General features: G+C 67.5%; 16 protein-coding genes. 11 read left to right on the forward strand and 5 right to left on the reverse strand.

Annotation, left to right across the window (positions count from 1 at the left end; translation table 11 throughout):
- Nucleotides 1-98: 98 nt before the first annotated feature.
- Together G7007_RS00210 and basC are read left to right on the forward strand one after the other, a co-directional pair.
- On the forward strand, nt 99-4,448 hold the full coding sequence (locus tag G7007_RS00210) for an amino acid adenylation domain-containing protein (protein ID WP_181098498.1): 4,350 nt from the start codon (nt 99-101) through the stop codon (nt 4,446-4,448).
- An 80-nt stretch (nt 4,449-4,528) separates the two neighbouring features.
- Nucleotides 4,529-5,848 (forward strand): putative histamine N-monooxygenase, encoded by a 1,320-nt coding sequence (gene basC / locus G7007_RS00215; protein ID WP_181098500.1) that lies wholly within the window; start codon nt 4,529-4,531, stop codon nt 5,846-5,848.
- A gap of 53 nt (nt 5,849-5,901) precedes the next feature.
- Here basC and G7007_RS00220 read toward each other — a convergent pair whose 3' ends face one another.
- Nucleotides 5,902-8,082: a condensation domain-containing protein gene (locus G7007_RS00220; protein WP_181098501.1), complete on the reverse strand. Its 2,181-nt coding sequence runs from the start codon at nt 8,080-8,082 to the stop codon at nt 5,902-5,904.
- Nucleotides 8,083-8,286: 204 nt separating this feature from the next.
- Here G7007_RS00220 and G7007_RS00225 point away from each other — a divergent pair, with 204 nt between their 5' ends.
- The 8 genes from G7007_RS00225 to G7007_RS00260 all read left to right on the forward strand — a co-directional run bounded on the left by G7007_RS00225 (nt 8,287) and on the right by G7007_RS00260 (nt 18,490).
- Nucleotides 8,287-8,790, forward strand: a complete 504-nt coding sequence (locus G7007_RS00225; RefSeq protein WP_181098503.1) for a sigma-70 family RNA polymerase sigma factor — start codon at nt 8,287-8,289, stop codon at nt 8,788-8,790.
- Nucleotides 8,791-8,915: 125 nt separating this feature from the next.
- A complete protein-coding gene (locus G7007_RS00230) occupies nt 8,916-10,715 on the forward strand; it encodes an ABC transporter ATP-binding protein (RefSeq protein WP_181098504.1) in 1,800 nt (599 codons plus the stop codon).
- Nucleotides 10,709-12,478 carry an ABC transporter ATP-binding protein gene (locus G7007_RS00235; RefSeq protein WP_181098506.1) on the forward strand — a complete coding sequence of 590 codons (1,770 nt, stop codon included), beginning with the start codon at nt 10,709-10,711 and terminating at the stop codon, nt 12,476-12,478. The genes G7007_RS00230 and G7007_RS00235 overlap by 7 nt, the downstream gene beginning before the upstream one ends.
- A 41-nt stretch (nt 12,479-12,519) precedes the next feature.
- Entirely contained in the window at nt 12,520-13,419 is a 900-nt protein-coding gene (locus G7007_RS00240; protein WP_181098672.1) for an ABC transporter permease, read from the forward strand.
- Nucleotides 13,416-14,366 carry an iron chelate uptake ABC transporter family permease subunit gene (locus G7007_RS00245; protein WP_181098508.1) on the forward strand — a complete coding sequence of 317 codons (951 nt, stop codon included), beginning with the start codon at nt 13,416-13,418 and terminating at the stop codon, nt 14,364-14,366. The genes G7007_RS00240 and G7007_RS00245 overlap by 4 nt, the downstream gene beginning before the upstream one ends.
- Nucleotides 14,363-15,145 carry an iron ABC transporter ATP-binding protein gene (locus tag G7007_RS00250; protein WP_181098509.1) on the forward strand — a complete coding sequence of 261 codons (783 nt, stop codon included), beginning with the start codon at nt 14,363-14,365 and terminating at the stop codon, nt 15,143-15,145. Before G7007_RS00245 ends, G7007_RS00250 begins: the two co-directional genes overlap by 4 nt.
- Nucleotides 15,142-16,134 (forward strand): siderophore ABC transporter substrate-binding protein, encoded by a 993-nt coding sequence (locus G7007_RS00255; RefSeq protein ID WP_181098511.1) that lies wholly within the window; start codon nt 15,142-15,144, stop codon nt 16,132-16,134. Before G7007_RS00250 ends, G7007_RS00255 begins: the two co-directional genes overlap by 4 nt.
- A gap of 112 nt (nt 16,135-16,246) precedes the next feature.
- Nucleotides 16,247-18,490 carry a TonB-dependent receptor gene (locus G7007_RS00260; RefSeq protein WP_181098512.1) on the forward strand — a complete coding sequence of 748 codons (2,244 nt, stop codon included), beginning with the start codon at nt 16,247-16,249 and terminating at the stop codon, nt 18,488-18,490.
- A gap of 96 nt (nt 18,491-18,586) precedes the next feature.
- On the opposite strand, the gene G7007_RS00265 is transcribed toward G7007_RS00260, so the two are convergent.
- Nucleotides 18,587-19,480, reverse strand: a complete 894-nt coding sequence (locus G7007_RS00265; protein WP_181098514.1) for a LysR family transcriptional regulator — start codon at nt 19,478-19,480, stop codon at nt 18,587-18,589.
- Between the two features lie 120 nt (nt 19,481-19,600).
- On the opposite strand from G7007_RS00265, the gene G7007_RS00270 reads away from it, so the two are divergent.
- Nucleotides 19,601-20,803 (forward strand): MFS transporter, encoded by a 1,203-nt coding sequence (locus tag G7007_RS00270; protein ID WP_258198413.1) that lies wholly within the window; start codon nt 19,601-19,603, stop codon nt 20,801-20,803.
- A gap of 71 nt (nt 20,804-20,874) precedes the next feature.
- On the opposite strand, the gene G7007_RS00275 is transcribed toward G7007_RS00270, so the two are convergent.
- From G7007_RS00275 to G7007_RS00285, 3 genes are all read right to left on the reverse strand, one after another.
- Nucleotides 20,875-21,996 carry an alpha/beta hydrolase gene (locus G7007_RS00275; RefSeq protein ID WP_181098515.1) on the reverse strand — a complete coding sequence of 374 codons (1,122 nt, stop codon included), beginning with the start codon at nt 21,994-21,996 and terminating at the stop codon, nt 20,875-20,877.
- A 200-nt stretch (nt 21,997-22,196) separates the two neighbouring features.
- A complete protein-coding gene (locus G7007_RS00280) occupies nt 22,197-22,949 on the reverse strand; it encodes an anti-sigma factor family protein (RefSeq protein ID WP_181098517.1) in 753 nt (250 codons plus the stop codon).
- On the reverse strand, nt 22,946-23,467 hold the full coding sequence (locus G7007_RS00285; protein ID WP_181098519.1) for a sigma-70 family RNA polymerase sigma factor: 522 nt from the start codon (nt 23,465-23,467) through the stop codon (nt 22,946-22,948). The genes G7007_RS00280 and G7007_RS00285 overlap by 4 nt, the downstream gene beginning before the upstream one ends.
- Nucleotides 23,468-23,573 lie beyond the last annotated feature (106 nt).

The following is a 23,573-nucleotide window of genomic DNA, read 5'->3' on the forward strand; positions in this document are numbered from 1 at the left end:
TGCAAAAGCTTAACAAATTGTTTAAATCTAAACACGAATCGTTTTTAATACGTGACGACATTATGTTTGGTTTGTCAATCACAAGGAACTCGTGAGTCATGAAAACATTGACGTCGATGCAGGCCGCCTGCTGGAGCGGACGGTCCGCCTCCGCCGAACTGGGGAACGTGGCGGCGCACCTGTACGTCGAGTTCGAGGGCCCTGCCCTGGAGGTCGAACGCCTGGAGCAGGCGTTGGCACAGGTCTCTCGCCGCCACCCCATGCTGCGCCTGCGGCTGACCGCCGACGGTGAGCAGGCCATTGCCCCACTGGACGCCGGCCCGGCGCTCGAGGTGGAAGACCTGCGCACGATTCCCGCCGAGCAGGCGGCCGCGCACCTGGCCCGCAAACGTGACCGCTGGACCCACCAGCAGCTGGACCTGCGCCATCGGCCTGGCGTGCGCGTGGGGCTGACCCGCCTGCCCGACCGACGCACCCGCCTGCACATCGATGCCGACATGATCGCCGTCGACCCCTCGAGCCTTCGGGTGCTGATCGAGGACCTGGCCATGGCCTACGACACCGAGACCCCCGAGACGGCCTGGCCGACCGTGCCCAGCTTCTTCGACTGGTGGGACGCCGCTCGTCACGACCCGGCGCTCAGTGCCGCCCGCGAGCGTGACCGTGCGTGGTGGCGCCAGCGCCTGGACCGGATCGCGCCAGCACCGAGCCTGCCACGGCTCGACAGCCCTCGCCCGCCACGGGCCCACAGCGAACGCTGGCACGCCTGGCTGACCCCGGCACAGGGCCAGGCCTTGCAAGGCCTGGCCCGTGAACAGCGCGTCAGCCTCTCGACGCTGATGCTGGGCCTGTTCGCCACGGTCCTGGGGGCACACACCGGCGATCGCCGGCTGCGCCTGAACGTGCCGAGCTTCTGGCGCGCGCCGCTGGTCGAGCACGTGGAGCGCATCGTCGGCGAGTTCGCCAACGTGCTGATCGTCGATGTCGACCTGGAGGCTGCCGCGCACCCGGCGGCGCTGTGCCAGCAACTGGCCGAGCAACTGATCGAACGGCTCGAACACAGCGCCTGGTCGGGGGTCGACCTGATGCGTGAACTGTCGCGCCATCACGGCTCGCCACACTTGGCACCGGTCGTGTTCACTGCCGCACTCGACCTGCCCGACGGCCCCTTGTTCTCGCCCCGGGTGCACCGGCTCTTCGGCTCGCTCGTGTGGACGATCTCCCAAGGGCCGCAGGTGGCCCTGGATGTCCAGGTCGCCCGCGCCGACGACGGTATCCTGATCAACTGGGACGTGCGCCTGGATGCGCTGCCGCGTGCCTGGGTCGCGCAGCTGTTCGACCGTTTCATGACGTTGGTGCGCACGGTGAGCACCACGCCCGAGGCCCTGTCGCGGCCGCTGCCAGAGCGCCCCCACGAGCGCCCGCTCAACCCGCTGCAACAGGCCTACCTGCTGGGCCGGGGGACGCAAGTGCCGCTCGGCGGCGTGGCCATGCAGGAATTTCGCGAATACCGCGGCACGCTGGAGGTCACGGCCCTGCGCGCGCGTCTGATACAGATGGTGCAGCAGCATCCCAGCCTGCGCACGCACATCGACGCGCACGGCCGCGTCCAGTTCGAGCACCCGGACATGGTGCTCAACCTCGACGAGGTCGACCTCTCGCACCTGCCCATGGCCGAGGCTCTCGACGCCATCGCGGCCCGACGCGAGGCCTACGCCCACGCGCATTTCGCGCTGGACCGGTCGCCCTGGAACGTGACGGTATTCCACCTGGCAGCGAACGAGCAGGTCGTCTTCGCCCGCCTGGACGCGCTGATCGTCGATGGCCGCGCCATCGCCGCGCTGCTGGTGGAACTGCTGGGAGGCCAGGCGGCCGACGTTCCCGCTGCGCCCATGCCGCCCCAGGACGCCGTACCGACACCCGAACAGCGACAGGCCGACGCGGACTACTGGACCCACAAGCTAGCGTCGGTGACCGGCGTTCCGCGCCTGCCCTGGGCACGTCCGCTGGAGCAGATCGGTCAGTCGCGCTATCAGCGCCAGGGCCTGCGTCTGCCCAAGGCGGACTTCACCGCGCTGTGCCGACTGGGCGCCCGCCATGGGCTGTTCAACCACGCCACCTTGACCGCGGTCGTGCTGGAGGTGCTGTCGCACTGGCTGCGCGACGGCGACCTGTGCGTGGCCATGCCGGTGGCGCCGCCGAGCGATGCCGCCCTGGCCAATCGCTCGAGCTTTCTGGCGATCAACTGGGCCAGGGCATCGGGCGCCTTCGCCGAACGCGCGGCCGCGCTGCAGACCGACGTGCTCGAAGGGCTGCAGCACCTGGCGTTCTCGGGCGTTGACCTGGCGCGCCTGTTGTTCGAGCGTCATGGTCCCGGCCCGGTGCTGCCGGTGGTGATCACCAACGGTTTGTCCTGGCCGACGCTGCCGGCGGGCAGCCCCCTGCGTCTGACGGGTGGCCTGACGCAGACCCCGCAGGTGGCGCTGGACGTGCGCTTCTCGCGCGACGCCAATGGCGACCTGCTGCTGGACATCGACCACGCCATCGAAGCCGTGTCGCCTGCCTGTGTGAAGGCCATGCTGCAAGCCCTGACACGCACCTTGCGCTGGATCGTCAGCGAGGGCGAGTTCGCGATCATGCCCGGCACCGTGGTCGATACCGACCACTATCGGCTCAACAGTCCGCTGGACGAAGCCTGCGAGGCGCCTTTCCTGCAGCAGATCGCACGCCGACTGTTCGACCCTGACAACGCGGCGCCGGCCTTGATCAGCGGCGAGCGAACACTCAGCTATGCCGCGTTGGGCGAACAGGTGGCGCGCGCCATTGCGGCCTTGCACGCCCGTGGCCTGAGGCCGGGCCAGGTCGTGGCGATCTGCCTGCCGCGCGGGCCGGCGCACACCACCCTGACCCTGGCGTGCGCCCTCACCGGCCTCGTCTGGGTGCCGATCGACGCCGCCGCACCGGCCCAGCGCCGCCAATACCTGCTGAACAACTGCCAGCCGGCGCTGGTGGTGCTGGCCGACGGCGACGCCCATGGGCATCCGGCGAGCGACGTCGAAAGGCTGTTGGCCACGTCCGCCCCGCTTCCCGCCGACCTGCCGGACCTGTCGCTCAGCGAGGCGCCGGCCTACTACCTCTACACGTCCGGCACCACCGGCCAGCCCAAGTGCGTGGTGCTGAACAACCGCGCCACCGCCAATGTGATCGGCCACACGCTCGCCGACTGGGCCGTGACCGCCGAGGATGTCCTGCTGTCGGTGACGCCGCTGCACCACGACATGTCGGTGTTCGACGTGTTCGGCAGCCTCGCGGCCGGTGCCACGCTGGTGCTGCCGCTCGCCGACGAGGAAAAGGACGCGCTGCGCTGGCACGCGCTGATCGCACGTCATCAGGTCAGCCTGTGGTGCTCGGTCCCGGCCATGCTCGACATGCTGCTGGCCTGCCGTGGCACGCACACGATGCACAGCCTGCGCCTGATCGCCCAAGGCGGCGACTACCTCAAGCCGGCAGTCATCGCCGAGCTGCGCGCCCGCTTGCCGCACGCGCGCCTGGTGTCCCTGGGCGGGCCGACGGAAACCACGATCTGGAGCATCTGGCACGCGATCACCGCGCAGGACCAGGGCCAGGTGCCCTATGGCCGGCCCTTGCCCGGCAACCGTTACCTGGTGCTCGATGCCCAGGGCGAGCACTGCCCGGTCGGCGTGGTGGGCCGCATCCACACGGCCGGCGTCAACCTGGCGCTGGGCTACCTGCAAGACGGCCAGCTGCGGCAGACCGACTTCGTCACGGTCACCGATGAGCGCGGCGAACCGGTACGGGCTTTCCGCACCGGTGACTGCGGCCGCTACCGCGAGGACGGCGTGCTGCTGTTCGACAGCCGAGTCAACGGCTACGTGAAGATCCGCGGCGTGCGCGTGTCGCTGCCCGATGTCGAGGCCGCCTTGGCCAGCCACCCGGCACTGCGCCAGGTGCTGGTGGTCGACCACCGTGCGCCGGGGACGGACGACCTGTGCATCGGCGCCCTGTACGTCTGCGCCGAAGGCGCCACGCCGGGCCTGGCCGAGCTGCGTGCCCATGCCCGCCAGCACCTGCCCGACTCGCACGTGCCGACCCGCTTGCTGCCCGTGACGGCGCTTCCCTTGTCGCAGAACGGCAAGCCCGACCGCCCCACCGCGCGCCAGTGGCTGGAAGCCGCCACACCTGCCACGGCCCACCCGGCGCAAGGCCATCCGGTACTGGACGTCTACGCCCAGGTCCTGGCACTGCCGCCCGGTCACACGACGGACGCGTCGACGAGCTTCCTCAGCCTGGGCCTGCGCCCCCAGCACCTCAAAGCCGTCGCGGCCGGGTTGCGCCAGCGCTTTTCGGTCAGCCTGTCACCGGCCCAGTTGCTGCGCTGTCGCGATGCGCAGGACGTGGAGCGCCTGCTGGCCGACGCGCGCGCATGACCCATCAGACATCGACGTCACGGGCGTACCGACCACGACAGGTCGGTACGCACACCGACCCACCTAAGGAGAGGGATCGCATGAACGACACACCCCTGGTAGACATCACCGGTATTGGCCTGGGGCCTTTCAACCTGGGACTGGCTGCGCTGCTGGAAGACCAGCCCACCCTGAGCGCGACCTTTCTCGAACGCAAGCCCGAGTTCCGCTGGCACGAAGGCTTGCTGCTGTCAGGCACCACCTTGCAGGTGCCCTTCCTCGCCGACCTGGTGACCATGGCCGACCCGACCCATCGCCTGAGCTACCTGAACTACCTGCATCAGCACGATCGCCTCTACGGCTTCTATTACTACGATCACTTCCAGGTTCCGCGCCGCGAGTACGATCACTATTGCCGCTGGGCCTCCCAGCAACTGCACACCTGCCGCTTCGGCGAGCACGTCAGTGACGTGCACTACGAGGCCGATGGCGAGTACTTCCGGATCGAGACCCAGTCGCTGTCCGGCTTCAAGCGCCACTACCGCAGCCGGCACCTGGCCGTTGGCGTGGGCACCGCGCCGATCCTGCCGCAGTGGGCGCGCCTGAACGGCCCCGCGCCGATCCTGCACTCGGCCGAATTCGGCAAGCGCCGCGCCGAGCTGGCGTCCTGCAAGCAGGTCACGGTGGTCGGGTCGGGCCAGAGTGCCGCCGAATGCGTACTGGCCCTGTTCAGCGAGCTGACGCCCGAACAGGTGGCCGCCGGGGCCTCGATCCGCTGGATCACCCGCTCGCCAGGCTTCCACCCGATGGAGTACTCCAAGCTTGGGCAGGAATGTTTCACGCCGGCCTACATGCGTTATTTCCACAGCCTGCCGCGCGAGCGGCGCCGGGACATCGTCGCTGACCAGGGTCTGTTGTACAAAGGCATCAGTTTCTCGACGATCGCGGCCATCTACGACCTGATCTACGAACGCTCCATCGGCGGGATCGAGCCTGGCCTGACCTTGCTGTCGAACTGCGAAATCGAACGCGTCGACCAGGTCGATGGCACGCTGCGCCTGACCTACCGCCACCGCGAACTGGAACGGACCAGTACCCTGCAGGCCGATGCCCTCGTGGCCGCCACGGGTTACGCCCATGCCTGGCCGGCCTGGTTCGAACGGCTCAAGGAAGACGTGCTGGCCACCGACACCCACGGTGACTGCATCGTCGATGAGGACTTCACCGCACGCCGCCGCGACGAGGGCGTGGGCCGCCTCTTCGTGCAGAACGCCGAGATCTTCCAGCATGGGGTCGGCTCGCCCGACCTGGGCATCGCCGCCATTCGCAACGCGACCATCGTCAACAGACTGCTGGGGCGGGCGCATTACCGGCTGCCCCGACGCTCGTCGTTCCAGCACTACGGCATGCACGACGCCTGACCCCTGCCCCTGTCGGCTGCGAACGCCGACAGGGGCAGGAGGTGTCCCGTGGTTTACGCCATGACGTGCTGCACCGACAGGGCGGCCGTCTCGTCACGGGTGAACGCCGCGAACACGCGTTCGATCGCCTGGCGCACACAGGCCATCTGCGCTTCGCTGTAGCGCGCCGTCAGGTAGGTCACCACCAGGCGCAGCGAGCGCTTGCCGTCCAGGACGTTTTCCAGGATCTCGAATTGAATGCCGAACATCGACTGGCTCTTGTCCGGGTCGATCTGCCGGTAAGGGATCGCCTCGCCTGCCGGTGTGGACAAGGCGCCATTGAGCGCGTTGCTGGCATGGATCTGGATGTACACGTCGAACAGCAGGCCCTGCTCCGGCGTACGCCCGAGCGCCTGCTGGATCTGCTCCATCGGCACATCGGCATAGGCCATGGAGTCGTTGATCAAGCGGCTGACACCCTCGATCAGTTCGCCGACCGGCTGGCGGGGTTCGAAGCGCACCGGGTGCGCGACCATGGTGGTGAAGTAACCCACGGTGTCGTAGTAGGCCGGGTCGGTACGTCCCGATGCCGAGGTGCCGATCACCAGTTCGCGCAGATCACCTACCTTGTGCAGCGCCAGAGCGATCCCGGTGTAGAGCACGCCGAACAGCGACGCGTCGTTCTGTCGGGCGAAGGTGTGCAAACCGTCGACGGTGGCCTGGTCGGGCTGGATCTCGAACCAGCGCGCATCGGTCGAGCCTGCGCCCTGCGCTGGCGCTATGCTCGCCTCCGTTCCCGACGTGACCGCAGGCAACTGCAGGCCGGGCGTGACATCGCGCAGCAGGTCGGTCCAGTACGCCAGGTGTCGAGGGTCGATCCCGCGGGCACTGGCCTGCTGGGCATAGGCCTGGAATGCCGGCGCCGGTGCCGCCCAGACAGGTACGCGGTCGGCGGCCCTGGCGGCGTACGCCTGGGCCAGCTCCTGCATCATCACGTTGAGCGACCACTCGTCGATGGCCATGTGGTGCACCAGCAGCGACAACTGCTGGTGACCCGTGCGTGGGTCGCGCAGCACGCGCACGCGCAGGGGCAGTTCGCGGGACAGGTCGAAGCAGTGAGCAGCCTCGCTGGCCAGGGTCACGCCCTGGCTGCGCAGGCTGGACCAGAACCAGGTGTACTGGCCCAGCTGCTGGATCGGGACCTGCCGCTGGCAAGGCGTCGGCGTGTCGAAGTGGTACGTGGTGCGCAGGCTGGCATGACGCTGCACCAGGTCGGTGAAGGCCTGTTCCAGCACCGCTTCGTCCACCGGCTCGAGAAATTCCATGGCGAACGGCAGGTTGAAGATCGTGCCGAAGTCGAAGGCTTGGTAGGCGCGCCCAAGCGAAGCCTGGGCCGGCGCGAACGGCGCCTCGGCGACATCGTCCGACGACCGGAAGGCGGTGTCGTCGCTCCCCGCCTCGGCCCGTTGCGCCCGCGCCGCGAGGGCCGCCGCCGACGAGGCGCTGAAGAAATCGTTGAAGCGCACCTGCACGCCATGGGTGCCGGCGAGCCGTCCGACGATACGCGTGGCCAGCAGCGAATGCCCGCCGAAATCGAAGAAATCGTCGTTGGCGGTCATGCCCGGTTCGGCCAGCGCCTGGCGGAACTCGTCGAGGATCAGGGCCTCGACGTGCGCCTGCGAGGACGTCTGCGGCGCGGCAGCGGGCACCTGCGCGTCGGCGTGCGACGCCTCTCGCCTGGCCTCAAGCCACGGCAGGTTGGGCTGCCCGACCGGCTGGCCGGCATAGGCGTTCAGGGTCATGCGGTACAGGTCGTCGGCTCGGCAGACGGGATCGAGCACAGGGTGCAGCACGAACGCCAGCAGTAGACTGTCGCCGGTCTCGACGATCAGTGCGGCGAACGGGGGTTCGCCGGCCGGCTCCCAGGGCCGTGCCTGCAGGGCCAGCAGCCGTTCGCGGGCCTGCGTTTCGCCCGACACCTGCCACACTTGCACGCAGTCGCGCCAGTGCTGACCGGCCAGCTTGAGCAGATCGCCCTCCTCGTCGAACCGGTAGCGCGCATTGAGTGCCGGCAGGCTGTCGATCACGGCACCGAGCGCGGCTTCCAGCCGGGAGCGCTCGAACGCCTCGTTCAGGCGCCAGACCGTGACCTGCTTGAGGGTGAGTTCGGGGTATTGTGTCTGGAGCAGCCACACGTGGGCTTCGTGTGGTGTGGCGGACAGCGTCGGGGGCGTGTCCGAAGAGCGTTCCATCATGGAATATCTACCTTGTCGTACGGGACCAAGATCGGCAGAGACGGCCAGCGTGCCGGCAGACCCATCCTCGGTCTGGCGAAAAGCCCGCGCATGCAGGCCGGTGCAGAGCGGTCGATACGTTGCATCGTGTCGACCAACGTCGTAACCTTAATGCAAATCATACATATTTGCACACTGCTTCATCGCCATCCCAGGAGGGATCTCGTGGACAACGGAACGTTCGCACTCAGACAACAGGTCGAGCGACTGTACATCGATCACCATCGCTGGCTGACGCTGCTGTTGCGCCGCAAGCTGGGCAACTCGATCGACACCGCCGATCTCGTTCAGGACATCTTTCTCAAGCTGATCCGGCGCGGCGTCGTGCCGAGCGCCGCCGAATCGCGTTGCCACCTGTCGCAAATCGCCAAGGGTCTGGTGATCGACCTGTATCGCCGAAGACGTCTGGAAGCCAACCACCTGGCGGGGCTGCGCGAACACAGCGAGCCCCTGGCGCCCTCCGAGGAGGTGCGCGCCCTGGCGCTGGAGCGTCTCGCCCATGTCGATCGCACGCTGCGCACCCAGCCGCCCAAGGCCCGAGAGGCCCTGCTGCTGCACCGCCTGGCCGGCATGCCGCATCGGCAGATCGCGGCCGAGCTGAACGTGTCGGTGTCCTCGGTCGAAAAGTACATCGTCGCCAGCGTGCGGGCCTGCAGCGCGCACGCCTGAAGGCGTGCCATTGCGGATTGTGCGCGCTCGTACGGAATAACCCGCAACACCCGTCAGCGTCATGCCAGGCCCTGACTCCCAGGACATCGCCGATCATTCCCCGGCGGCCATGAACAGGAGCGTCGATGAGTACCACCGAACACCCCGAAGCCACCGTGCCCCCCACCCCGGGCGTGTCCGAGGTGCTGCGCCCGGTTCGCGGCCGCCTGATCCAGGCCGGCCTGCTGGCGGCCGTGGGCAGCCTGCTGACACTGGTGCCGCTGGCCGGCATCGCGCACCTGGCCCGGCTGATGCTGGGGCAGCCCGTGGCTTCGTCCTCGACGGGCGTGCTCGCCGAGGCCTGGCTGGTGATCGGCGCCAGCCTGATCGGCCTGTTCGCGGGCATGGCGCTGATGGCGCTGGCCGAGACGCGTGCCCACCTGGCGGACAACCAGATCACCGGTCACCTGCGCCAGGCCATCGCCGAGCGGCTGACCCGGGTGCCCCTGGGCTGGTTCACCCAGCAGGCCTCCGGGGAGGTCAAGCAGGCCATGCAGGATGACATCGACACCCTGCACAGCCTGACCGCGCACTTCTACACCACGCTCGGCCGCGCGCTGGGTGCGGTCATCGGCGCAGTGGTGTACCTGTTCGCCATGGACTGGCGCCTGGCGCTGGTGGCCCTGTTGCCCTTCCCGCTGTTCTTTCTCTTCGTCAAGCGCGCCACGCGCGCCAGTGCCGCCAACCTGCCGGCGTTCGGGGCCGGCATGGCCCGCATCAACAACGCCGTGGTGGAGTTCGTCCACGGCATCCCGGTGGTCAAGGCCTTCGGCGCCGAGGGCCAGGCCCATGCCAGCTACCATGGCGCGGTGGACGCTTTCGCCGCCGCCTTCACCGATTTCACGCGCCCGCTGGTCAACGCCATGGCCAATGCCCACGCCCTGCTCACCCCGGTCGCGGTGCTGGGCGTGATCCTGAGCGCCGGCCTGCTGTTCACCACCCTGGGCTGGATGCAGCCGCTGGACCTGCTGCCTTTCGTCCTGGTAGCGCCCGGTCTGTGCGCGCCCCTGCTGCTGCTGAGCTACATCACCCACGACCTGCAGAACGCCACGGGTGCCGCGCAGCGTGTCAGTGCGCTGCTGCGCACGCCAGTGCTCGAGACCCTGCCGGCCGATCCCTCCAGGGTGCCGCAGGGCAACGAGATCCGCGTGGAACAGGTAAGCTACCGCTACGGCGACACTGCGGTGCTCGACGACGTCAGCTTCACCCTCGCACCCGGCACGGTCACCGCCCTGGTCGGCCCTTCCGGCGCGGGCAAGTCGACCCTGGCGCGCCTGCTGCTGCGGTTCTTCGACCCGGACGCCGGGCGCATCACCCTCGGCGGCGCCGATCTGCGCATGCTGGACAGCACGCAGCTCTACCGCCACGTCGGCTTCGTGCTGCAGGACGTGCGCCTGATCGTCGCCAGCCTGCGCGACAACATCGCGCTCGGGCGGCCGACGGCCACCCAGGACGAGGTCGAGGCAGCCGCCCGTACTGCCAACATTCACGACCGCATCCTGGCGTTGCCGCGCGGCTACGACTCGGTGATCGGCGAGGACGCCCATCTGTCCGGGGGCGAACTGCAACGGGTGAGCATCGCCCGCGCCGTGCTGCTCGATCCGCCGGTATTGGTGCTGGACGAAGCGACCGCTGCCGCCGATGCCGAAAACGAAGTGCAGATCCAGAGCGCCCTGTCGCGCTTCGCCAAAGACCGCACGGTGCTGGTGATCGCGCACCGTCTCGACACCGTCATGCACGCCGACCAGATCCTCGTGCTCGCCGATGGCCGCCTCGAAGAGCGTGGCACCCACGCGCAATTATTGGCGCGCCAGGGCCATTACGCCCGGCTCTGGGCACTCGGGGATGACGCGCAGACTCGCCAGGAGGCGCCCTCGCCATGCTGAAGACGTTCATCGCACTGTTGGGCGCGGACGCCCGTGTGCTGTACCGCTACCTTGGGCTGACCCTGCTCTATGGCCTGCTCAGCGGCCTGACCATCGTCACCGTGGTGCCCGTGCTCTCGTACCTGTTGAGCGGCGCCCCCGGCCTTGCCGCTGCCTGGCTGGTCGTGCTGCTGGTCGGCGTGGCGCTGTGCTGGGGGCTTCGCCGGGTGGTGGAGAAACTGGGCATTCGCGTCGGTATCGCGGTGTTGCAGGGGGGCCGCCACCGTCTGGGCGAGCATATGGCGCAATTGCCGATCGGCTGGTTCGATGCGGCCAACACGGCGCGCCTGAGCCATGTCACGACCCAGGGCATGATGACCCTGGCGCAGTTGCCGGCCCACGTGTTCACCCCGTTGCTGACGGCGATCGTCACGCCGGTCACGGTCGGCGTGGCGCTGTACGGGCTGGACCCCCGCCTGGGCACGTTCGCCCTGCTGGCGCTGCTGGTCCTGCTGGCGCTGTTCGCCGTCACCGCGCGCCTGGGCCAGCGCGCCGATGCCCGCCATCATGCACAGACCGCGCGTGCCAGCCAGCGCATGGTCGAGTTCGCCCAGGCCCAGTCGGTGCTGCGTGCCTTCAATGGCGACGCCGGAGGCACGCGCTTCCTGCAACGCGCCCTCGATGAACAGCAGCGCGCCGGCAAGGACCTGATTCGGGTGTCGGCCATGTCGGTGGTGTTCAACACCGGCGCAGTACACGCGGTGTTCGCCCTGCTGCTGGTCGGTGCTGTGCTGACCCTGGGCCAGCTGGGCGCCACGCACGTGCCGGCCGCCACGGGCGTGGCCCTGGTCATGGCGCTGCTGCTGACCACGCGCTTCATCGACCCGCTGCTGGAGGTCGCCAGCTACAGCGATGTGCTGCGGGGTGCGCGCAGCCAACTGGCCATGGTCGCCGACCTGCTCGCCGCGCGCCCCTTGCCACTGCCCGAGCATGCGCAGACACCAGCCGACGCCAGCGTCGAGCTGCGCGGCCTGAGCTTTGCCTACGGTCCAGGCCAGCCCAAGGTGCTCGACGGCGTCGACCTGACCTTTCCGGCCGGCAGCATGACCGCTCTGGTAGGGGCCTCCGGCTCCGGCAAGAGCACGGTGATGCGCCTGATCGCACGGTTCTTCGACGCTGACCAGGGCAGCGTGCGCATCGGCGGGGTGGACGTGCGGCAGATGAGCAGCGCCCAGCTGGCCGGGCAGATCAGCCAGATCTTCCAGGACGCCTACCTGTTCCAGGGCAGCATCGCCGACAACATCCGCCTCGGCAAACCCGAGGCCAGCGATGACGAGGTTCTCGAGGTGGCGCGCCAGGCGGGGATGCTGGAGATGCTCGAACGCCTGCCCCAGGGCCTGGCGACGGCCGTCGGCGAAGGCGGCGCGCGCCTGTCGGGCGGCGAGCGTCAACGCCTCTCGATCGCCCGCGCATTGATCAAGCCGGCGCCGATCCTGCTGGTCGATGAAGCCACGGCAGCGCTGGATGCCCACAATCAGGCCGTGATCACCGAGACCTTGGCGCGCCTGCGCGGCCAGCGCACGGTGATCGTGATCGCGCACCAGTTGTCCACCGTGGCCCTGGCCGACCGCATCGTGGTGCTCGACCAGGGACGGGTCTGCGAGCAAGGCACACCGGCGGCGCTGCGTGAGGCGGGCGGGCAGTACGCGCATTTCCTGGCCCAGCGCCAGACCGCCAAGGGCTGGCGCATCGCCGGCCAGCACGTGGACGAGGCGTGCGTTTGAAACCGTCTGTACTCGTGGCGCTGTTCGGGGTGCTGTGCGGGATGTCGCTGATGGTCGGCGTCGGCCGGATGACCTGGCTCGACCTGGCCACCTTGTCGGAGGACGCCTGGCTGACGCTGACCGCCAGCCGTCTGCCGCGCCTGGCGGCCCTGGTGTTGTCCGGCGCCGGCCTGGCGGTGTGTGGCGTGGTGCTGCAGCAGATCGTGCGCAACCGTTTCGTCGAACCGGCCACCAGCGGTGGCTTGGACGCGGCCAAGCTCGGCATCCTGATCGCGGTGAGCGCCTTTCCGGGCATCGGCACCGTCGGCAAGATGCTGATGGCCCTGGGCGTCAGCTTCGCCGCCAGCCTGATCTACGTGGCGATGATTCGCCGTATTCGTTTCAAGAGCATCGTGCTGGTGCCGGTGCTGGGCCTGATGTACGGCAGTGTGCTCAGCGCCCTCGCCGAATTCTGGGCCTACCGCCATCAGTTGCTGCAGAGCCTGCAAGGCTGGCTGATGGGCGACTTCTCGCGCATCGTGCAGGGCAATTACGAAATCATCTTCGTCATCCTGCCGGTGGTGGTGCTCATCTACCTGTTCGCCCAGCGCTTCACCGTCCTCGGCATGGGCGAAGGCATGGCCAGCAGCCTGGGCCTGAACTACACGGCGACCGTGACCCTGGGATTGCTGCTGGTGGCCCTGACGGTATCGATCACGGTGATCACCGTTGGCGCGATCCCTTTCGTCGGGCTGGTGATCCCTAACCTGATCGCCCTGCGCTACGGCGAGAACCTGCAGCGGACCTTGCCGCTGGTGGCCGTGTGCGGCGCCTCGATGCTGCTGTTCTGCGACATCCTCGGGCGTCTGCTGATCTACCCCTTCGAGGTGCCCATCGGCCTGGTCGCCGGCAGCGTGGGCGGCGTCGTGTTCCTGGTCCTGCTGTTGAGGAAATCGACATGAGCCGCCTGGACGCGCGTCATGGCATCTGGCTGCTGGTCGCGGGCCTGGCGGTGGCCTTCGTGCTGCTGGGGTCGGGGCTGGACACGGCCTACGTCATCCCCCGGCGCCTGACTCGCCTGGCGGCGATCGGGGTCGCCGGGGTGTGCATCGGCTGCTCCTCGGTCATCTTCCAGACCCTGACCGGCAACCGCATCCTGACCCCAGCCATCATGGGCTACGAGGCCGTCTACCTGTTGTTCCAGGCGCTGCTGATCCTGCTGATCGGCACCCACAGCCTGGTGCTGCTCGGCCGACACGGCAACGTCTGGCTGTCGATCGTGCTGATGCTCGGCTACTCCTGGCTGCTGCACCGCTGGCTGTTGCGCGACGGCCGGCAGAACGTCTACCTGCTGTTGCTGGTGGGGCTGGTGCTGAGCCTGGTGCTGAGCACCTTGACGCAGTTCATCCAGCTCAAGGTCAGCCCGGGGGAGTTCTCGATCCTGCAGGGTTTCAACTACGCCTCGTTCAACAAGGCACAGCCGCTGCAAGTGGCCTACTCCGCCGTCCTGGCCGCCCTCGCCTGCCTGGTGGTACGGCGCACGTTGCCGGTGCTGGACGTGCTAGCCCTGGGCCGCGACCAGGCCATCGTGCTGGGGGTCGATCACCTGCGCGCGCTCAGCGTGCAAATGGCCGTGATCGCCGTGCTGGTGGCGGTGTCCACCAGCCTGATCGGGCCGACGGCCTTCATGGGCGTGTTCGTCGCCAACCTCACCTACACGCTGGCACGCACCTTCCGGCACCGGGTGACGCTGCCGCTGGCCAGCGGGGTGGCGATGGCACTGTTCATCGTCGCGCAGTACCTGGTCGAGCAGGTGTTCAACTACAACATGTCGGTCAACATTCTGATCAACCTGGTCTGCGGGGTGTATTTCCTGGCCCTGATGACGCGTACACGAGGTACTGCATGATCACGTTGAGCCATGTGTCCAAGGCCTATGGCCAGAAAGCCGTGCTGACGGACGTCAGCGTGCAGTTTCCGCGCGGGCGGATCACCTCGCTGATCGGCCCCAACGGCGCGGGCAAGACCACACTGCTGATGCTCATCGCCCGGCTCCAGCAGGCCTCGGCCGGCGAGCTGTGCCTCGATGGACAGGCGATCGGTCAACTGCCCGTGCGCGACTACGCCAAGCGCGTGGCGACCCTGCGCCAGATGCCGGATTTCAACCTCCGGCTGACCGTGGACGAGCTGGTCGCCTTCGGCCGCTTTCCCTACAGCCAGGGCGCTCTTACCGCCGACGACCGACGGATCATCGACGAGGCCATCGCCTTCCTGTCGCTGGAGGCCCTGCGCGGCCAGTACGTCGACGAGCTGAGCGGCGGTCAGCGACAGATGGCGTTCCTGGCCATGACCATCGCCCAGCAGACGCCCTACCTGCTGCTGGACGAGCCGTTGAACAACCTGGACATGAAGCACGCCGTGCTGATCATGCGCGCACTGCGAAGGTTGTGCGACGAGCAGGGCCGCACGGTGATCCTGGTGGTGCACGACATCAACTTCGCCGCCAACTATTCCGACCACATCGTGGCCATGAAGCGCGGCACGGTGCGCTTCAGCGGGCCGGTCGCCGAGGTGATCGACGAGGCGCGCCTGCGCGAACTGTTCGATCTGGACTTCGAGATCCTGCCTGCCGGGCGTGGATTCGTCTGCAACTACTTCAACCCATCGCTTTCGCCGGAGCTGTCATGAAACCCATTGCCACGTCCCTGCTGACCCTGGCCGTCGCCCTGTCCCTGGCCGGGTGCGACCAGCCCAAGGCCGATGCGCCGAGCGCGGCGGCCACTGCCAGCGCCGGCTACACGCCGGTGCGCATCGAGCACGCGCTCGGCACCACCGTGATCGAGGCGCCGCCGCAGCGCGTGGTGGCCTTCGACATGAGCGAGGTCGACAGCGTCGTGCAGTTGCAGGCGCCCCTGGTGGGCATGGCCAAGGACTACGTGTCGTCGTTCCTGCTGCCCTACCGCGACGACCCGGCCATCGCCGACGTCGGCACCACCATCCAGCCCAACCTGGAGCGCCTGCACGCGCTCAAGCCGGACCTGATCCTGATCTCGCCGCTGCAGGCGCAAAGCTACGCCGAGCTGAGCGAGATCGCCCCGACCCTCTACGACGATGTCGACCTGACCAACCAGCGCAGCGACTTCCTCGCCACCGCCAAGGCCCATCTGCTGACCCTCGGTCGCATCTTCGGCAAGCCGGCCCTGGCCGAACAGAAGGTCGCGCAGATGGACGCCACCATCGCCCGCACCCGCCAGGTGACCGACGGCCGTCCGGAAAAGGCCCTGATCGTGCTGCACAACAACGGCGCCTTCACCTCCTATGGGGTCAAGTCGCGCTACGGCTACGTGTTCGACACCCTGGGGGTCAAGCCGGCCAGCACCGACCTCGAGGCCGGCCTGCACGGGCAGCCGATCTCCAACGAATTCATTCGCGAGGCCGATCCCGACATCCTCTACGTGATCGACCGCACCGCGGTGATGGAGCGCCGACCTGCGCTGAACCGCGACAGCCTGGACAACCCGCTGCTGCGTCGAACCAAGGCGTGGACCAGCGGCCGCGTGGTGTTCGTCGATGCACAGACCTGGTACCTGTGCACGGCCAGCGTGACCTGTCTGGCGCGCATCGCTGACGATGTGGTGAAAGGCTACGACGTACACGACGCCCAGGCCACACGCTGACGCGCTCATGCTTCGTATCAATTGCTAATGATTAGCATTGCGGGATCTTGCGACTGGTGCGGAAAGCTAGTGCACCACTTCCATCCCGGGTCGAATCGAAAGGAATCCCGCAATGTCGTCACGCTGCACCCCTGCCTGCCCTGCGCCTGCCGCCTGCCTGCCTGCACCGCGCCTGGCCCATGACCGCACCTTCCTGGCCGTGCGTCTGGCCTTGCTGTTGAGCCTGGGGGCGACGACGCACTCGGCACTGGCGCACACACCCGATGCTCAGGCGACGAGCGACTCGGCGCAGACGCCCCTGGTCCTGTCGGACATCACCGTCGAAGCGGCCGAGGACGCTGCGGACGCCTTGCCACCGGTCTACGCGGGCGGCCAGGTCGCCACGGGCGGGCGCATCGGTCTGCTGGGCAACAAGGACCTGATGGAAACGCCCTTCAGCACGCTCAGCTACACCGAACAGTACGTGCAGGACCTGCAGGCCCGGGACATCACCGACGTGATCGCCGCCACCGACCCGTCGGTCTTCACCAACGGGGTCAAGAACACCCACAGCGAGAGCTACGCGATCCGCGGCTTCAGCACCAGCCCCAGCGACATGACCGTCGAGGGCCTGTTCGGCATGGCGCCGTTCTACCGCGCCTCGCCGGAGATCTACGAGCGGATCGAAGTGCTCAAGGGCCCCTCCGTGCTGCTCAACGGCATGCCGCCGAACGGTTCGGTGGGCGGTACCATCAACCTGGTACCCAAACGTGCCGCCGACACGCCGTTGACCCGCGTGACCGGCACCTTCGAATCGGACTCGCAGATCGGTGGCCACGTGGACATCGGGCGGCGCTTCGGCGAGGGCAACCAGTTCGGCGTGCGCTTCAACTCGGTCTACCGCGATGGCGATGCGGCCACCGACGACCAGAGCCACCGCGTCGGTGTGAATGCCCTGGCCCTGGACTGGCGTGGCGAGCGGGCGCGGCTGTCCCTGGACCTGTTCGACAGCGACGACACCACCGTCGGGCAGAACCGCGGCCTCGGCCTGGCTGCGGGTGTGTCGGTGCCCAAGCCACCCAGCGCGGATACCCTGCTCAACCCGGACTGGGGACGTGTCCGCACCCAGGACAAGGGTGTGATCCTGCGCGGTGAGTACGCATTGAGCGATCAATTGACCGCCTACGGCGCCGTGGGCACCAGCAAGACCCACTACCAGTACAGCGGGGCCATGTCGGCCACCGTGATCAACGCCCGGGGTGATATCTCCACGACCCTGGGGCAGCTGCGCCAGGAATTTCACAAGACGTCCGCCGAAGTCGGCCTGCGCGGCCAGTTCGACACGTTCGGCATCGGCCACCAGTGGTCGATCAACGCGACCCAGTACAGCGACAAGGAACGCGACTGGGGGCGTCGCATCATTTCGGACACGCCCTGGGTCACCAATCTCTACCACCCGGTCTGGGGCCCCAAGGCGCCCGAGGCGTGGCCCTACATCATCCACAACGAGAACGACCTGAAGAGCTACGGCATCGCCGACACCCTGTCGTTCCTCGACGAGCGCGTCCAGTTGACCCTGGGCGTGCGCCGTCAGGAGGTAGTGTCCGACACCTACAATACCGGCACGGGCGAGCGCAACCGGCCAGGCTACGACAAACACGCCACCAGCCCGGCAGGGGCCATCCTGTTCAAGGTGACCGATGACCTTTCGCTGTATGCCAACTACATCGAGGGGTTGAGCAAAGGCAGCTCGGCGCCCCTGACCGCGGCCAACGCCGGAGAAATGTTCGCGCCCTACGAGTCCAAGCAACGCGAGATCGGCGCCAAGCTCGACCTGGGCACCTTCACCCATACCCTGGCGCTGTACGAGATCAAGCGTCCCAACGGCTACACCGACCCGGCCACCAACATCTACTCGTTCGGCGGCGAGCAGCGCAACCGTGGCATTGAATGGACCTTCTTCGGCTCGCCGGTGATGGATGTGCGACTGATGGGCGGCGTCGCCTACGTGGACCCGAAAGTGACCAAGGCCAGCACCAGCACTCAGGAAGGCAAGACCGCCACCGGTGTACCGAAGCTGCAGGGCAAGCTGGGCATCGAATGGGACACGCCGTTCGCCGAGGGCCTGACCTTGACCGCCAACGTCACCTCACTGTCGAAGCAGTACATCAGCGCCGACAACGCCCAGTCGATCCCCGGCTACACGCTCTTCGACGCCGGCGCGCGCTACGCGATGAACGTCAGCGGCAAGCCGGTGGTGGTCCGCGCCGAGGTCTCGAACCTCGCCAACAAGAACTACTGGGGCATGCCCCAGACGGCCAGCCTGGCCCTGGGTGAGCCGCGTACGTACCAGCTGTCGGCGACGATCGATTTCTAGGGCGACCGGCAGTCGATCCGGTCGATGTCTCACACGCTGTGATGTCGACCGCCTGACCCGCAACCCCACCTGATGAACCGCCCGTAGGCCTCCGCTTCAAGGCGTGTATCGCAATGCCTCCACCAGCGCGGCAAATGCGGGCGAGGGTTGTCGGCGGTTGGGGTAGTACAGGTGATAACCCTGGAAGGTTGGACACCAGTCGTCCAGCACCTCCATCAGTCGACCGTCGGCCAGGTACGGTGCGACCAGCTGTTCCGGCACATAGCCGATCCCGATGCCATCCAGCGCGCCGTTGAGGACGTGCAGAATGCTGTTGAATACCAATGGCCCTTCCCCCTTGACCGTGAACGGCTTGCCTGCGTGTTCGAACTCCCAGGCGTAGATTGCGCCCGAGGGTCGATGCCGGATGTTCAGGCAGGTGTGGCTCATCAGACCATAAGGGGTGACAGGCGGCGGGCAGCGCTCGAAATAGTCCGGTGACGCGACCAGCGACAAGCGCCAGTCCGGACCGATGCGCACGGCGATCATGTCCTTGCTGATCGCTTCACCCAGACGAATGCCTGCATCGAAACGCTCTTGCACGACATTGGTGAACCCGTAGTCGACGTAGAACTCCAGCACGATGTCCGGATAGCGTTCGACGAAGGCCTTCAGCTTGGCGCGCACGCACAGCTCGATGGCGTCGTCGGTACAGGTGATGCGTATCGTGCCGCGGGGCGAATCGCGCAAGTCGCCAAGTGCGTCGACCTCTGCCGCGATCTGCTCGAACAGCGGCGCGATCGAGCGCAGCAGGCGGTCGCCCGCCTCGGTCGTCGAAACGTTGCGTGTCGTGCGCGACAGCAATCGGATGCCCAGACGCGTTTCGAGCCCCCTGACGGTGTGACTGAGCGCCGAGGCGGTGACGCCGAGCGTGATCGCCGCGCGGGTGAAGCTGCGCTCGCGGGCCACGGCGATGAAGGCTTGCAGGTCGTTGACTTTGGGCGAGGCCATTGTTGAGCTTTTCTCAGCAGTTCGTGAAAACCATGGCTACTAATCATCTTAATGGGGGTGCGTCAAGATGGCCTCGGCAAACCTGCCTTGCCGTCACCCACCTGTTATGAGTCGATGTCCATGAACCCTGCCTCCTCTTCCTACCTCAATGACGCCAACGTCGAACGCCCTGCCCACTGGGGCGGTGTGCTGGCGATGACCCTGTGCGTCTTTACCCTCATCGCTTCGGAATTCATGCCGGTCAGCCTGCTGACGCTCATCGCCCATGACCTGGGCATCAGCGAAGGGCTCGCCGGCTATGGCATCGCCGTGTCCGGCGTCTTCGCGGTGGTCACCAGCCTGTGCATCGCGCGCCTGGCGGGTCAGTTGGACCGCAAGACGCTGCTGCTGGGACTGACCGCCTTGATGTGCGCCTCCAGCCTGGTGGTCGGGCTGGCGCAAGGCTACGTGATGTACCTGATCGGGCGCGCCTTGATCGGTGTGGTGATCGGAGGCTTCTGGTCGCTGTCGGCGGCGGTCGCGATGCGTCTGGTCCCCCGCGAACGCGTGCCCAGGGCGCTGGCGATCTTCAACAGCGGCAATGCCCTGGCCACCGTCATCGCGGCACCGCTGGGCAGTTTCCTGGGCGGGGTGATCGGCTGGCGAGGGGCGTTCCTGTGCCTGGTGCCGGTCGGCTTGGCCGCGCTAACATGGCAGTGGCTGAGCCTACCGGCGCTACCGGCACGCGCTCGCCAGTCAGCGTCTGGCGTCGTGGCATTGTTGGGTAGGCCACAGGTCATCGTGGGCATGCTCGCCGCCGGCCTGTTCTTCATGGGACAGTTCGGGCTGTTCACCTACATCCGTCCGTTCCTCGAGACGGTGACCCAGGTCGACGTGACCACGCTGTCGATGCTGTTGCTGACGCTCGGCTTGGCCGGATTCGCCGGTACGCTGCTGATCGGCGCACTGCTGCGCTCGGGCCTGTACCGCACCTTGATCGCCATCCCGCTGGTGATGGCGGTGCTGGCCGTGGGACTGATCGGGATGGGTCAGCACCTGGCCGCGGTGTTCGGCCTGCTGGCGCTCTGGGGGCTGGTGGCGACGGCCGCTCCCGTCGGCTGGTGGGCCTGGCTCGCACACTCGCTGCCCGACGATGCCGAAGCCGGCGGCGGCCTGATGGTTGCCGTGGTGCAGTTGTCCATCGCCCTGGGCTCGACCCTCGGTGGCATGCTGTTCGATGAACACGGCTACCGCATCACCTTCCTGGCGGCGGCAGCGCTGCTGGTGGCGTCGGCAGCGATGACGCTGGCGACGAGCCGGATCGGGCGATCGGCGAACGTGTAAGCGCATGACGACCGCGAAGCGTCACGCCTTGCGCCGCGTGACCCGGCGCAAGGCGTCAAAGCGTCAAAGCGTTACTTCAGGCTCTGTCGGTAGAACCGGTTCAACGTGTCCCAAGGGATCAGATCGACCCGGTCGTACAGGTCCACATGCCCGGCGCCCTTGACGTAATGCAGCGTCTTCGGCTCGATCGCCCGTGCATAGGCCTGCTCGCTGAATTCGCGCGAATGGGCCTGATCCCCGGTGATGAACAGCAAGGGGCGCGGCGAGATCGTCTCGATGTCGACGAGCGGGTAGAAGTTCATGAAGCGCACTTCGCTGCTGAGCCTGCGGTTCTGGGTCTGCTCCAAGGTGCGCCCTTCGGGCACGACGGCGCCCCGTGACGTGCGGTAGAAGTCCCAGAATTCGCGGGTGACGGCATCGGTCTGGGCGGTGGGCCGTTCCGGTAGATAATTGAGGAAGATATCCTGCCCGGTGGTGTATTCCTGGTAGCGCTGTTCGGCTGCCTGGGCGAGCAAGGCGTTGCGCTGCGCCGGTGTCACCGACTGGTTCAGGCCCTGGCGGGTGACCGTACCCATGTCGTAGAGGCTCACCGTGGCGATCGCCTTCAGCCGCGGGTCGATCTTGGCAGCGCTGATGGCGAACCCGCCGCTGCCGCAGATGCCCAGGGCACCGATCCGCTCGCGGTCGACGAAGGGGCGCGTCCCCAGGTAGTCGACCGCCGCACTGAACGCTTCGGTGTAGAGCTCCGGCGCGACCAGGTTGCGCGGCGTGCCTTCGCTCTCCCCCCAGAACGGCAGGTCGATGGCCAGGGTCACGAAGTCCTGTTCGGCCAGCTTCTGCGCGTACAACAGCGCACTCTGCTCCTTGACCGCTCCCATGGGATGGCCGACGACGATCGCCGGCGAGCGCTGATCGCCCTCCCGCTGCTTCGGGATGACCAGCTTGGCTGCGATACGCATGCCGTATTGGTTCTGGAACGTCACGGACTGGATGACGACGCGCTCGCTGGCGTAGAAGTTGTTCGCCCCTGTGGGCTGGGTCGATACAGGCGTCGTGGATGCGGCCGCGGCCTGACGTGCAGGCAGCAGGACCAGCCCCAGAGACGCCAGCAGGACGCCGAGCGCGGCCCATCGGATGGGCGGCCGGGCGGCCTGCGACAGCGCGTGTGCGATGGGTGTGAGCGTTGAAGACATCGGTGAAGCCCTCTTCTGAATCGATCAGGAACGGTCGGGCGCTTGGCATCCGGCCGACGGGCCCGCCATGAAGACGAGCGCAGGCCATGATGACCGGCGCCTGGTCGATTGATTAGCCGAGGGGTGTTTCATGCGTTACTGAGAAAATTTCAGCAATGTCCTGCCACTTTCCTGATCGAAGGCGCGCCTCGGTGACGCCACTACAACGCCGTGCGCAGCGCCTGCTCCAGGCGCTCGCCTTGCGTGTCCTGCGCCGGGCCGACCACGGCGAAGTTATAGGCACCGTGGGCCCAGTAACGCGCCTCGAGCATCCCTTCGCGCCGTTGCCCGCTGGCCATGTGGCCGAAGTGCCGACCCGGCGCGCGGAGAAACACGCTCAGGCGGCCGCCCTGGGCATCTTCATAGACCAGCAAGGCCGCCGGCCCGTTCTCGTTGGCGAGCAAGCGCGCCCCGACCGGGACCAAGCCCTGCCCGGCCAGGTCCGGCAGGGTGCCGACCTGGGTGAAGTGCTGGGCGAGCCAGGCACGCAGGCGAGCCGGTTCGCGGGCCTGGATGTCCAGGGACGCGGTGTCGGCGAACAGCCGGTGGGCCTGCACGGCGTCCGCCATCGGCGGTGTATTGGCCAGCCAGGTGGCTTCGCGCGCCTGCCAGCCGCCCAGGCTGCCCAGCCCCAGGGTCAGCAACAGAACGGCCGCCGTGGCCAGGTGGCGTCGGCGGCGCATGACCACCCGCTGTCGCACGGCCGCCAGCGACGGCCCGGCATCGTCGCGCGCGTCGTACCCCCCGGCCAGGGCCGCGCGCAGACGCCGGGCGTCGTCGCGCCAGCCGTCGACCATGGCCTGCTCCTGGGGATGCGAAGCCAGCCAGGTGGTGATCTGCGCGCGCCGCGCCGGGTCGAGGCGATCATCGACGTAGGCATGCAGCTCATGTTCGCTGGGGGCCGAAAAAATCATTTGAGTCTCCGCAACGCCACCGGCGCAGGCGTTTCTTCGGTCAGTTCGCGCAGCGCCGCACGGGCACGGGACAGCCGCGACATCACCGTGCCGATCGGGATGCCCAGGGTCTGGGCGACCTCCTTGTAGCTCAAGCCCTCGACGCTGACCAGCAACAGCAAGGCGCGCTGCTGCTCCGGCAAGCGGGCGAAGGCCTGCAGGTCGGCCTGGGCGAAGACGCTGGATTCGGTCGCATCATGGCGCGACGCCTCGCTGGCGGTGCTCAGGCCGATCCAGCCCAGCCAGCGGGCGTGCCGTTTCTCCCGACGCTTGCCGTCCAAGAACAGGCGATACAGGATGGTGAACAACCACGGCCGCAGGCCCTCGCGCTCCCGTTGCTGAGCGCCTCGGCTCAGGGCACGCTCCAGGGTCGCCTGCACCAGGTCGTCGGCGCTGCTGGTATCGCGAGCCAGCCACAGCGCGAAGCGACGCAGGCTGTTGAGCAGGTCGCGCCATTGACGTTCATCCAGGTCATGCATGTTCGGGTTCGAGGCTCGGACAGAAAAGACTGACAACAGACGTCTGGCGAACGAAAGCATTCCCTCGGGAATAGAATTTTTCTTCGTGCGTCGTACGGGTCGTCCC

Origin of the sequence: Pseudomonas entomophila (assembly GCF_013523125.1) — a bacterium.
Lineage (GTDB): Bacteria > Pseudomonadota > Gammaproteobacteria > Pseudomonadales > Pseudomonadaceae > Aquipseudomonas > Aquipseudomonas entomophila_B.